10 protein-coding genes are annotated in these 12,087 nt (G+C 71.9%); 3 read left to right on the top strand and 7 right to left on the bottom strand.

Going from position 1 to position 12,087, the window contains the following annotated elements; genetic code table 11:
* Positions 1–88: 88 nt before the first annotated feature.
* From AB0I18_RS43780 to AB0I18_RS43795, 4 genes are all read right to left on the bottom strand, one after another.
* Entirely contained in the window at positions 89–1,609 is a 1,521-nt protein-coding gene (locus AB0I18_RS43780; protein WP_363111389.1) for an amidohydrolase, read from the bottom strand.
* Positions 1,610–1,734: 125 nt separating this feature from the next.
* Positions 1,735–2,787, bottom strand: coding sequence for an ABC transporter permease (locus AB0I18_RS43785; protein ID WP_363111364.1), 1,053 nt, complete (start codon positions 2,785–2,787; stop codon positions 1,735–1,737).
* A complete protein-coding gene (locus tag AB0I18_RS43790; RefSeq protein WP_363111365.1) occupies positions 2,784–4,589 on the bottom strand; it encodes a sugar ABC transporter ATP-binding protein in 1,806 nt (601 codons plus the stop codon). The genes AB0I18_RS43785 and AB0I18_RS43790 overlap by 4 nt, the downstream gene beginning before the upstream one ends.
* 9 nt (positions 4,590–4,598) lie before the next feature.
* Entirely contained in the window at positions 4,599–5,648 is a 1,050-nt protein-coding gene (locus AB0I18_RS43795; RefSeq protein WP_363111366.1) for a sugar ABC transporter substrate-binding protein, read from the bottom strand.
* Positions 5,649–5,863: 215 nt separating this feature from the next.
* Between AB0I18_RS43795 and AB0I18_RS43800 the strand changes: the two genes are divergently transcribed.
* Positions 5,864–6,901: a LuxR C-terminal-related transcriptional regulator gene (locus AB0I18_RS43800; protein ID WP_363111367.1), complete on the top strand. Its 1,038-nt coding sequence runs from the start codon at positions 5,864–5,866 to the stop codon at positions 6,899–6,901.
* Positions 6,902–6,958: 57 nt separating this feature from the next.
* Here the strand turns inward: AB0I18_RS43800 and AB0I18_RS43805 are convergent, their stop codons facing one another.
* The 3 genes from AB0I18_RS43805 to AB0I18_RS43815 all read right to left on the bottom strand — a co-directional run bounded on the left by AB0I18_RS43805 (position 6,959) and on the right by AB0I18_RS43815 (position 10,214).
* Positions 6,959–7,717, bottom strand: coding sequence for a gamma-glutamyl-gamma-aminobutyrate hydrolase family protein (locus tag AB0I18_RS43805; RefSeq protein ID WP_363111368.1), 759 nt, complete (start codon positions 7,715–7,717; stop codon positions 6,959–6,961).
* An 88-nt stretch (positions 7,718–7,805) separates the two neighbouring features.
* Positions 7,806–8,486, bottom strand: coding sequence for an SDR family NAD(P)-dependent oxidoreductase (locus tag AB0I18_RS43810; RefSeq protein ID WP_363111369.1), 681 nt, complete (start codon positions 8,484–8,486; stop codon positions 7,806–7,808).
* Between the two features lie 15 nt (positions 8,487–8,501).
* A complete protein-coding gene (locus AB0I18_RS43815) occupies positions 8,502–10,214 on the bottom strand; it encodes an IlvD/Edd family dehydratase (RefSeq protein WP_363111370.1) in 1,713 nt (570 codons plus the stop codon).
* 50 nt (positions 10,215–10,264) lie between these two features.
* Here AB0I18_RS43815 and AB0I18_RS43820 point away from each other — a divergent pair, with 50 nt between their 5' ends.
* Complete coding sequence (locus AB0I18_RS43820) at positions 10,265–11,089, top strand: IclR family transcriptional regulator (RefSeq protein ID WP_363111371.1); 825 nt, start codon at positions 10,265–10,267, stop codon at positions 11,087–11,089.
* A 127-nt stretch (positions 11,090–11,216) separates the two neighbouring features.
* Positions 11,217–12,077, top strand: a complete 861-nt coding sequence (locus AB0I18_RS43825; protein WP_363111372.1) for a fumarylacetoacetate hydrolase family protein — start codon at positions 11,217–11,219, stop codon at positions 12,075–12,077.
* The last annotated feature ends 10 nt before the right edge of the window (positions 12,078–12,087 follow it).

The following is a 12,087-nucleotide window of genomic DNA, read 5'->3' on the forward strand; positions in this document are numbered from 1 at the left end:
CTGCGCGAGGTCGCGTCCGGCGCCCAGTGGTACCTGGAGAATCCCGAGGCCTCCCACGAGGAGCTTCTGGACGCGCTGATCGAGCGCATCAAGGGTGGGCCGGGTTGATCGTGTAGGCGCGCAGCGCGTCCGCGAGACCCACGCACTGGTCCGCGCCGCTTCGGCGGCCGCTGGCCTTGGATTCCCGGAGCAGCATGCCGGCGACGCCCTGCCGCCAGTCCGGCTCGGTGATGGGGGCGTCGGAGCTCGCACACACGGCGACGCCCGCCTGTACGGCGGAGCGGACGGGCCACTGGTAGGCCGAGCGGGTCTCCCCGACGATCTGGTCCATCAGGTCCGAGATCGTCCACTTGATGCCGGGGTTCATGTTGACCCCGTAGCCGTGCGCGGCGAGTTTGGCCAGGCTCCCGGGACCGATGAAGTCGCCGTGGATGACGTAGTGCCGGGCATCGGGCCGAGGGGCGGCCTCGTGCGCGGCGGCGAAGGCGTCCACGACGGTGTCGATGGCCCGGTCGCCGGTGACGTGCACGCCGAGCTGATAGCCCGCCTCGTGCGCGATACGGATCATCTCGCGCAGCTCGTCCGCCTGGAGCGCGGGCGTGCCGCCGTGGACGCACAGCGCGCCGTGGCCGCCCTCGGGGTACGGCTCGCTCATCCACGCGGTGCGGTTCGGCGGCACACCGTCGCCGAAGATCTTGACGCCGATCACGCGCAGCCGCCGCTCGTCCGCCGACCTCGGCACCTGGAGCCCGTCCAGACCCTTGCGTACGTCGGCGGCGGAGCCGCCCATCGCGGCGGGGAGCAGCAGCACGCTGACCCGGGCCCGCAGCGCGCCCTCGGCGGTCAGTTCGGCGTAGGCGGTGAGGTTGTCGGCGCTCAGCCCGCCGAAGAGGGTGTCGGAACCGGCGGTGCCGAGGCCCGGCTCGGTGTAACTGGTGATGCCGCGCTCGTGCAGGTCCGAGACCAGCGCACGGATCGCCTCGCGGCGCTGCGCGACCGTCGGCGACGGCAGCAGCGCCTGGACGAAGCGCTGGGCCGCCTCCCGCAGGATGCCGGTCGGTTCGCCGTCCGGGTCCCTGTCGATCACCCCGCCAGGAGGCGGCTCGGTCGCCCGGTCGACCCCGGCGGCGCGCAGGGCGGCGCTGTTGGCCCACACCATGTGCGACGAGAAGTCGGTCAGGCACACCGGGTTCTCCGGCGCGGCCCGGTCCAGGTCCGAGCGGCTCGGCATACGGCCCGGTTCGGCCAGGCACTCCGCCAGATAGCCCGGGTCCCATCCCAGCCCGATGACCCACTCCCCCGGGCCCGCCGCTTCGGCCGCCTTCCGTACGGCCTCGGCGATGTCCGCGATGGACCGCACGGCCGGATGGCCCACGTCGATCGCGAACGGCGGCTTGGTCATCGCGTACGCGGCTCCGTGCAGATGCGAGTCGTTGATGCCCGGCAGGACGGTCCGCCCCGCCAGGTCGACCACTCGGGTCGACGGCCCGGCGAGCGCGGCGATCTCGGCGGCCGTGCCGACGGCGGTGATCTCCCGCCCGCGGACGGCCACGGCCTCGGCGACCGTGAAGTCCGCGTCTACGGTCAGGACTTGGCCGCCCGTGAGGATGAGCGTGGGGGTGGGGGCAGGGGCGCGGGACGGAGTCGTGTCCGTACCGCTGTCCGTACGGTTGTCCGTGGCGTTCACTGTCTGAAACCTTTCTCAGTAGTGACTCAGTGGTGACTCGGTAGTGATCAGGCCCGGTTCAGCCGGGGACCGAAGTAGGCGAGCGCGGCGCCGATGACCAGCGAGGTGCCCTGGGCGATCTGCTGCCAGAAGGTCGGCACGCTGAGCAGGGTCAGCCCGTTCTGCAGGCAGCCCAGGAACAGCACGCCGAGCAGCACCCCGAAGACCGACCCGGAGCCGCCGGTCAGGGCCACCCCGCCGAGCAGCACGGCGGTGAGTACCGTCAGTTCGAAACCGGCTCCGGAGGTCCCGGCCGAGGCGCTGTCCAGCACCGATGCCCGGATGGCGCCGGCGAGCGCGGCCGCGGCCGCGGTGAGCACGAAGAGCGCGAACGGCGTACGGCGGATGTTGATCCCGGACAGATACGCGGCCTCCCGGTTGACCCCGATCGCGAACAGATGCCGCCCGCCCGGCGCGAACGCCAGGAACGCCGCCCCCGCCAGCAGCACCAGGGTTGCGATGACGACTGGCGCCGCGATCCCGGCGAGCGTGGCCCCGCCCAGCCAGGCGTACCCGTCGCCGAAGTTGCTCAGCGGCAGCGGGAAGAGCTGCTGGGCCACGCCGCGCACGGCGGTGAGCATGCCGAGGGTGACGATGAACGCCGACAGTCCGAGGTAGCAGCACAGGATGCCGTTGACGGCGCCCACCACCGCCCCGGCCGCCAGCGCACCCAGCACCGACACGGCGAGCGGCTGGTGGTGGGTGCCCGCCAACTGCCCGGCGACCAGGGCGCCGAGGGCGAGGCTGGAGCCGACCGACAGGTCGAGGTAGCCGCTGATGACGAGCAGGGCCAGCGGCACGGCGACGATCGCGATCGTGGCGGCGTCGGTGGCGATCCCGCGCAGGTTCCCCGCGTCCAGAAAGCTGCCCGTCGCCGACTGGAAAACCACGACCATGAGAACGAGCACAGGCAGCAGCGGGTTCCGCCGCACTCCGGCCAGCGCGGTGCCGACGAGCGAGCGGGAGCTCGGGAGGGTGGTCTGCCCGACGCGGCCGAACCCGTCTGCCCTGTCTGCCCCGTCGGCCCGTTTGACGTGTTCGGCCTGTTCGGCGATGGTCATGGCGCTGCTCCTTCGGCGGAACCGGTGGCGTGGGTGTCGGCACGTGCGTCGGGGCATGGGTCGGTACGCAGCTGTTCGGCGGACTCGCCGCCCGCGGGGCTCTCGTGCACCGCCGACAGCAGCGCCTCCTCCGTCAGTTCGGCCCCCGCCAGCTCGCCGACGACCCTTCCTCCGGCGACGACGAGGCAGCGGTGCGCGAGGGCGACGATCTCCTCGGGGTCGGAGGAGGCGAAGAGCACCGCCGTCCGCCGCTCGGCCGCGAGCCGGTTGATGACGCGGTAGATCTCCTGACGGGAGCCGACATCGACGCCCTGGGTCGGCTCGTCGAGCAGCAGGACCGACGGTGTGCGCGAGGCGTTGACCCAGCGGCCGAGGACCAGCTTCTGCTGGTTGCCGCCGGAGTAGGCCGCGGCGGGCAGCCGAGGCGCGAACGGTCGCAGGCCGACCGACCCCGCGAGGTCGGCGAAGACGCGGCGCTCGTCCCGGCGGGACCGTACGCCCCACCGGGCGAGTGCGGAGACGGTGGGCAGCAGCGCATTGTCCTGAGCGCTGAGCCCCGCGAAGACACCCTGTGCGCGGCGATCGCCGGGTACCAACGCGATGCCGGCGGCGAGAGCTTCAGCGGGGCTCCGGGTGACGACGGCACGGTCCGCGACGCGTACGGTGCCACCGGTGCGGGGGCGGCGGCCGAAAAGGGTCTCCAGCAGCCGCGTACGACCGGAGCCGATGAGCCCGTAGAGCCCGACGATCTCGCCTCCGGCGACACCGACATCGACCGGCCCGAAGCCGGGCCCGGTAAGGGCGTCGACCGCGAGGACCGGCGGGCCGCCGACGACCGCGCCGGGCCGGGGCGCCTCACCGGCGGGGGCCGCGTCGACACCGGCCGACACGGCGGAGCCGACGGAGACTGCGGCAGAGGCGGCGGGATCCGCCTTCGGAGCGGCCGAAGCGGAGGAAGTGGAGGAAGCGAGGGAAACGGTGGAAACCGGGGAAGTAGGGGCGCCGAAGGCCGAGTCCGGAGAAGTCGGCGCCGCCCCCACTGAAGCATCCGCGGGCGAACCCGCCGCCGCAGGCGCGGCCGTCGCCCCGGCGATCGTGTCGACGAGTTGCCGGCGGGTGTGGCCGGACATGGACGAGTGGTAGCTGACGCGGCCGTCGCGCAGGACGGTCAGGGCGTCCGCCAGCCGTTCGACCTCGGACAGCAGATGGGTGACGTACACGATGGCCAGGCCCTGTGTCCGCAGATCCTCGACGCGTGCGGCGAGGGCGTCGCTCTCGGTGCTGGAGAGCGCGGCGGTGGGCTCGTCGAGTACGAGGACGGCGGCGCTGCGGCTGAGCGCCTTCGCGATCTCGACCAACTGCCGCTGTCCCATGGGCAGATCGCCGACCCTGTCACGGGGCGAGCAGCTCGCGGCGACCCGTTCAAGCAGCCCGGCGGCGACCTGCTCCTGCGCCCGCCGGTCGACCGCGCCCAGCCGGGAGCGGCGGGTCCACTCCTGGCCCAGGAAGATGTTCTCGGCGACGGTGAGCGGCTCGACGACGCTCAGGGTCTGGAAGATGATCGCGACGCCGGCCGCGATGGACTCGCGCGGGCTCAGCCGGGTGTGCACGGCGCCGCTCACCTCGATGGTGCCCGCGTCGGGGGCGTAGGCGCCGCCCAGGCACTTGATGAGGGTCGACTTCCCGGCACCGTTGTGCCCGAGCAGGGCGTGCACCTGCCCGGCCGGCACGGTCAGGTCCACTCCGTCCAGGGCTTTGGCGCCGCCGAAGGACTTGGCGAGCCCGCTGATGCGCAGGGTCATCGCGGCCGCCTACGCGTTCTGCGCCAGCAGCGCGTCGATCTTCGCGCCGTCGGCCTCGCGGACCAGCGTGACGGGCACGTTCACGCTCGGCTTCGCCTTGCCGGCCGCCACCGCCAGCGGTACGTCCACGATCGCCGCCGCGATGTCCTTCGGGGCGAGCGCGGACGACGCTCGGTAGAAGGTGCCCTGCTTGATGGCGATGAGCGACGGCGCCGACCCGTCCTGGCCGCCGACGAAGGTCCTGGCGTCGGCCCTTGCCCGGCCCGCCTGCTGGAGCGCCTTGAACCCGCCGTAGGCGGCGGCGTCGGTGACGCCCAGGATGATGTTGAGGTCGCGGTGCTTGGCCAGGATCGCGTTGGACTTGGACAGGCCGGTGTCCGGGTCGATGGCCTGCTCCTGGGCGACCACGTCCACGCCCGGGGCGAGCTCGGTGAACGCGTCGATCATGCCCTTCGTACGGTCGCGGCCGAGCTGGATCGCGCTGTCGGTCAGGAAGGCGATCTTGCCCTTGCCGCCCAGCGTCTCGTTGGCCCACTCGGCCGCGGCCCGGCCGAGCAGTCTGCCGCCCTCGACGAAGCTGAACTGGATGTCCGCGCTCTGGTTCGTCAGCGAACCTCCGTACGTCACCCAGATCAGCCCGGCGTCGAGTGCGTTCTCGGCGATCTTCTCGGTGGCCTCGAAGACCATCGGGAACGACACGATCGCCGGGACCCTCTGAGCGATCCACGCGTTGAGGTTCGACGCCTGGGTGTCGGGGCTGCTCTGGTCGCTGGTGGTGACCAGGCCGACGCCGTGCTTCTTCGCGCCGGCCGTGGAGAGCTTGACCAGCGTCGTGTACAGCGGAAGCTGGGTGAAGGGATAGTCCAGGCCGATCTTCGACAGGCTCTTGGCCGCGGCGGAGCGGGTCGCGGACGACGAGGCGGTACTGCTCGGCGCGCCGCAGGCACTCAGCGCGGCCGCGGCGGTCAGACCACCGGACAGTGCGAGGAAGTTTCTACGGGACGCACCCGGTCCAGGTCCAGGTCCAGATCCGCGGGACGCAAGGGGCAGGTCTCTCATGACGGGGCCTCTCATCGGGGTGCCGCCACAGCAGCGGTGTGGCGAACAGCAAAGCCCCGGACGCCGGTGGCCCACCATCCGTACAAATACGGACCCCGGTCGGTGGCGACACCATCCGGTTACAGGAGGGTGAACCTCTTGTCCGGATTACCGCGAGCCCTTTACGTTAGGGACCAAACGATTCCAGCCGCTCGCCCGCCCCACAGGAGGCGAGGATGCTCAGCCACCACCAGATCGAGGCGGCCACCCGCATCGGCATGCTCACGCGCGAGCGCGACACCGCGTCGGCCGGCGCCGAAGCCCTGCGGCTGCTGACGAGCGCCCTGCCGAACGACGCCTCGACGCTCACCGCCCTCGACCCGTTCAGCGGCGCCCATGTCCGCGTCGCCGGCGCGGGAGGCGGCACGGACGCCGACGACACCGCCCGGTCGCTGACCGAGACCTTCGTCGGCACGCCCTCGTACCGCAAGGTGCTCGCCGAGCCGCTGCCGCCGTCCATCTCCGACGAGGCCGGACAGCCGTACCGCCACAGCCGGTTCTACGAGGAGCATGTCCGTCCCGCCGGCTTCCGCGACGCCATGAGCGGCGCCCTCCACCACCACGGCCGCTACGTCGGCATGATCCATCTCGCCGCCGAACGCCCCGGCGTCTTCACCCGCGAGGCCCGCCACCTCCTCGCCTCCGTGATCCCCGCCCTGGCCGCCCTCGCCGACCCCACCGCCCGGATCAGCGATCATCCCGACCTGCCCGACGACGCGTCGGCGGCCCTCGTCACCCCGGACGGCGTCCTCGCCCTGCCCGGCCGGGACCGACCGGCGGTTCTGGACGACGCGGCGTTCGACTGCCTGGTGCGGGAGTTCGACGCTTCCGGCGGACACCGGCTGCGACTGCTCTGGCCCGTCGGCCGTGACTGGTACCGCGTCGGCCTCGCCCGTCACGCCCTCGGCTTCCCAACTACCCTCCCCCACCCTGCCGTTCTGGTCCACGCCCGACCCACCCCGCTGCCCTACGGCCTCAGCCCCCGTGAGCTGGACGTCCTCACCCGGGCCGCCATGGGCCACACCAATCAGGCCATCGCCGGGCACCTGTTCCTCTCCCCGCGCACCGTCCACAGCCACATCGAGCACATGCTCCGCAAGACCGGCTGCTCCTCCCGCTCCGAAGCCACCGCCCTCGCGGTCCGCGACGGCCTGCTCCGCCCCGCCCCGGACAGCGTCCGGCACTTCGCCGAGGGCCACACCGGACAGTTCTAGAGCCCGTGCGCTAGGAGGATTCGGAGCCCGACATCTCGATCTCGCCGGGCACGGATGTCAACGGCACCGCGGCGCCGGTCTCCGGCTCTCCGGCTCTCCGGCCTCGCCCGACCCACCCCGAACCACCTGTGCGAGGAACCCGTCGACCAGGCCGTACGCCCGCTGCCGGGACTCCTCGCGGAGGGCACGCGTCTCGGCGATCAGCCGGTCGGGGTCCACTCCGAACTCCTCGGCCTGGCGGCGGCCGCCGAGGTCGAGCCACTGCAGGAGCGTCTCCTCGGTGAGCTCGGGGTGGAACTGCACACCGAGCGCCCGCCCGATCCGGAACGCCTGCGGACCGACCGGGCCGCGAGCCAGCTCGACGGCGCCGGGCGGGAGCACGAACCGGTCGAAGTGCCACTGGAACCACGGCCCCCGGGCGATCAGCCCGGGCGCGTCCGACTCGACCGTCGACCAGCCGATCTCGGGACGCGGGGCACGCTCCACGGCCCCGCCGAGCGCGGCGGCCAGCGCCTGGGCCCCGAAGCAGATGCCGAGCACGGGGACGTCCGCGGCGAAGGCGTCCCGCAGCAGGACCAGTTCGCGGTCGACCCACGGGCCGATCACGGCCCGGTCGTAGACGGACCACGGGGCACCGAGCAGCACCAGCAGTTCGTACCCGGCGGGGTCGGGGAAGGTGAAATCCACGCCGGGGGCGTGGTGATGCTCCGCGGGCACGACGGTCAACTCATCGAGTGCGTAGCCGAGTTCAGCGAGGCGGTCACCGATCGGGCCCAGCAGCGACGCGTGGTCATGGCGTATGACTAGAGCACGCACGTGGGTTCTCCATTGGTCGGCATGGCGGGCGGCACACCTTCACCATACCGTTTGGAGCCAAACGCAACCGGCGGGCGCGCCCCGCCCGTCAGTACGTCGCCCTTCCGCCGCTGATGTCATAGACGGCTCCGGTGGAGAAGCTGACCCGATCGGAAGCCAGGAACGCGACCAGCTCGGCCACCTCCTCCGGACGGCCGACCCGGTTCATCGGGATGAGGCCGGTAATGTGGGCCAGCACGTCGGGGGCCGTGCTCGCGTTCATGGGGGTGGCGATGACGGCGGGGGCGATGACGTTGACCAGGACGCCGGTGGTGGCGAGTTCCTTGCCCGCGGACTTGGTGAGGGCGATCACGGCGGCCTTGGACGCGGAGTAGACCGACAGGTCGGGGTTGCCGTCCTTGCCCGCCATGCTGGCGAAGTTGACCACCCGGCCCCAGCCGCGGTCGCGCATGCCGGGGACGAACGTCCGCATGGTGTTCACGGTGCCCAGGACGTTGGTGTCGAGGACGCGGCGCCATTCCTCCGACGTGGTCTCGACCAGCGGCTTGTTCGGTCCGACGATGCCGGCCGAGTTGACCAGTACGTCCACGGGACCGACCTCTTCGGCTACCCGGCGCAGTGCCTGTTCGTCCGTCACGTCCGCGCGGATGTCGGCTCCGGCGAGGTCGAGTGTGATCACCTTCAGTCCGTCGGCCCTGAGCCGTTCGGCGGTGGCCGCGCCGAGTCCGCCGGCGCCTCCGGTGACGAGGGCCGACCTGGTGGCCGTCATGCCTGTCCTCGGGAGTCAGTGGGATTCACGGCTGACCTCCGAGCCGCTGGAACCGACGAGGAAGTCCAGGTCGGCGCCGGTGTCGGCCTGCTGGACGTGGTCGACGTAGAGGCGTTCCCAGCCGCGCCGGGGGTTCGCGAATCCGGTGACGGTGGCCTCGTTCGGGATCCTGCGGGCGAGTTCGTCGGCCGGCACGTCGAGGTCGATGCGGCGGGCTTCGACGTCGAGGCTGATGAAGTCCCCCGTGCGCGCGAGCGCGAGCGGGCCGCCGGCCGCCGCCTCCGGTGCCACGTGCAGGACGACAGTGCCGTAGGCGGTGCCGCTCATCCGGCCGTCGCAGACGCGGACCATGTCGCGGACACCCTGTTCGAGAAGCTTCGTCGGCAGCGGCATGTTCGCCACCTCGGGCATGCCCGGGTAGCCCTTGGGCCCGCAGCCGCGCAGTACGAGGACGGAGTCGGCGTCGACGTCCAGCTCCGGGTCGTCGATGCGGGCGTGGAAGTCCTCGATGCTGTCGAACACGACCGCCCGGCCACGGTGTCGCAGCAGGTGCGGTGAGGCCGCCGCGGGCTTGATGAGCGCCCCGTCCGGTGCGAGGTTGCCCCGCAGGACGGCGATGCCGCCCTCCGCGACCAGCGGATTCGTGCGGGTTCGGATGACCTCGGAGTCCCAGATCGGGGCGTCGTCGAGGCAGTCCACCAGCGGTTTGCCGGTGACGGTCAGCGCGTCGGGGTCCAGCAGGTCACGGACCTCTCGCAGGACGGCGAGCAGGCCTCCGGCGCGGTGGAAGTCGTCCATGAGGAAACGGCCGGCCGGCAGGAGGTCCACGAGGACCGGCACGCGGGAGCCGATGCGGTCGAAGTCGTCGAGTGACAGGTCGACCCCGAGGCGGCCGGCGATGGCCGTCAGGTGGACGACCGCGTTGGTCGAACCGCCGACGGCGGCCAGCGCCACGATCGCGTTGTGGAAGGACGCCTTGGTGAGGAAGGTGCCCGGGCGCCGGTCGGCGGAGACCATCTCCACCGCCAGCCGGCCGGTGCCGTGGGCGGCCTCCAGCAGGCGGCTGTCTGGGGCGGGGGTGCCGGCCACACCGGGGACGACCGTGCCCAGGGCCTCCGCCACCAGCGCCATCGTCGAGGCGGTCCCCATGGTGTTGCAGTGTCCGCGGCTGCGGATCATCGACGACTCGGAGCGGGTGAACTGCTCCTGGGAGAGCGTCCCGGCCCGCACCTCCTCCGACAGCCGCCACACGTCGGTGCCGCAGCCCAGCGGCGCGCCCCGGAAGGTCCCCGTCAGCATCGGCCCGCCCGGCACCACGACGGCGGGCAGGTCCACCGAAGCGGCGGCCATGAGCAGCGACGGGATCGTCTTGTCGCAGCCGCCCAGCAGAACGACGCCGTCGACGGGATTGGCCCGGAGCATCTCCTCCGTGGCCATCGCCGCCATGTTGCGCCAGAGCATCGCCGTGGGCCGCACCTGCGTCTCGCCCAGCGACACCACGGGCAGGTCCAGCGGGATGCCGCCGGCCTCGTACACGCCGTTGCGGACGGACGCCGCCACCTCGTTCAGATGCGCGTTGCAGGGCGTCAGGTCCGAGGCGGTGTTGGCGATGGCGATCTGCGGCCGGCCGGTGAAGGCGTCTCCCGGCACGCCCCGGCGCATCCACGCCCGATGGATGTAGGCGTTGCGGTCCTGGCCCTCGTACCACTGTGCGCTCCGGAGACTCACCCTTGAGTTCCTTCCAATAACCGATACGACGGTCTAATATTTGGAACGCCATGAAGCATACGCAGACGTTCGACGGATCAACAGACCCCGGCGAGGACAGCCCAACAGGCGCTGACAGCAACCGACTTGTGGGCTCGGACCGGGTACTCGCCGTCCTCAAGGAACTCGCGGGCCATCCCGAGGGAGCGGGGCTGGATGAGCTGACCCGGGTGATCGGCAGCCCCAAGCCGACGGTGCACCGGGCCCTGGGGGCGCTGCGCCGGGCAGGCCTGGCCGACCAGGACGCCCGCGGCCGGTACGTACTGGGCGACGAGTTCCTCCGGATGGCCTTCGCCCACCACGAGGCCCGCCCCGAGCACGTCCGCATCCGCCCCGTACTCGAAGGGCTGGCCGCCCGGTTCGGCGAGAGCGCGCACTACGCGGTCCTCGACGGCCGGGAGGTCGTCTACCGCGCCAAGGTCGACCCGCCCACCGGCGCCGTCCGGCTGACCTCGACGGTCGGCGGCCGCAACCCCGCCCACGCCACCGGCGTCGGAAAGCTGCTGCTCGCCCACCGGTTGGACACCCTCGACGAGGTCGAGGCGTGGATCGGCGGCATGTCCCTGGTACGCCGCACACCGCACACCCTGTGCACGGCCGCCGACCTGTACCAGGAGCTGCGGGCCACCCGTGAACGCGGCTATGCCCTCGACGACCAGGAGAACGAGACCGGAGTCAGCTGCCTCGCCCTGCCCGTCTACGCCACCTCACCGGCCGCCCCCTCCGGCGCCGTGAGCATCAGCGCCCTGACCTACCGGACTCCCCTGCGCACCCTGGTCGACGCGGTCGACGAGATCCGCGCGCGGCTCGGAGCCCTGGGAGAGCCGCACCACTGAGCGGAGCGACGCCGCTACGCGGGTGTGCCCGCCGCGCCACCGTGCTCGCCCGGTCCGCCTGACCCACCTGATCCCGTTCGGACCCGATCCCTCCTGTCCCGCCGGCCCACCACTGGAGACTGAACCCGTGTACCTCATGCGCATAGGCACCCCCGGCGCCGAGAAGCCCGTCGCCCGCATCGACGACGAGACGTACGTCGACCTCTCCGACCTCGTCACGGACTTCGACGAGGCGTTCTTCGGCTCGGGCGGCATCGACCGCGTCCGCCCGGTCGTGACCGAGCGGGTGACCGCGGGCCAGGTGTCCCGCTTCGCCGGGGAACGCGTCGGCGCGCCCATCGCCCGCCCGCACCAGATCCTGTGCATCGGGCTCAACTACCGCGACCACGCGGCCGAGACCGGGCTGCCCGTGCCCGACGAGCCGATCCTGTTCACCAAGTCGCCCAACACCCTCGTCGGACCCAACGACGACGTACGCATCCCGCGCGGCTCCACCAAGCCCGACTGGGAGGTCGAGCTCGGCATCGTGATCGGCCGGCGCACCAGCTACCTGGACTCGGTGGAGGAGGCCCGCGAAGCCATCGCCGGCTACGTGGTCGTCAACGACGTCAGCGAGCGCGCCTTCCAGATGGAACGCGGCGGGCAGTGGGCCAAGGGCAAGTCGGCCGAGACCTTCAACCCCGCGGGTCCGTGGCTGGCCACCACCGACGAGATCGACGACGTCCTCGCACTGGACATGTGGCTGGACGTGAACGGGGTCCGCCGCCAGAACGGCAGCACCAAGACGATGGTCTTCGACCCGTACTTCATCGTGCACTATCTGAGCCAGTTCCTGGTCCTGGAGCCCGGCGACCTGATCAACACGGGCACTCCGCCCGGCGTCGGCATGGGCTTCACCCCACCGGTGTGGCTGCGGCCCGGCGACGTGATGGAACTGGGCATCCGACACCTCGGTACGCAACGGCAGCACGTGCTCGGGCCACGGTGAGCATCCGTTC

Origin of the sequence: Streptomyces sp. NPDC050704 (assembly GCF_040654355.1) — a bacterium.
Lineage (GTDB): Bacteria > Actinomycetota > Actinomycetes > Streptomycetales > Streptomycetaceae > Streptomyces.

Coding starts and splice junctions, on each gene's coding strand:
- AB0I18_RS43800 (WP_363111367.1), top strand. CDS start 5,864: ATGCTCAGCCACCACCAGATCGAGGCGGCCACCCGCATCGGCATGCTC.
- AB0I18_RS43810 (WP_363111369.1), bottom strand. CDS start 8,486: ATGACGGCCACCAGGTCGGCCCTCGTCACCGGAGGCGCCGGCGGACTC.
- AB0I18_RS43785 (WP_363111364.1), bottom strand. CDS start 2,787: ATGACCATCGCCGAACAGGCCGAACACGTCAAACGGGCCGACGGGGCA.
- AB0I18_RS43790 (WP_363111365.1), bottom strand. CDS start 4,589: ATGACCCTGCGCATCAGCGGGCTCGCCAAGTCCTTCGGCGGCGCCAAA.
- AB0I18_RS43795 (WP_363111366.1), bottom strand. CDS start 5,648: ATGAGAGACCTGCCCCTTGCGTCCCGCGGATCTGGACCTGGACCTGGA.
- AB0I18_RS43820 (WP_363111371.1), top strand. CDS start 10,265: ATGAAGCATACGCAGACGTTCGACGGATCAACAGACCCCGGCGAGGAC.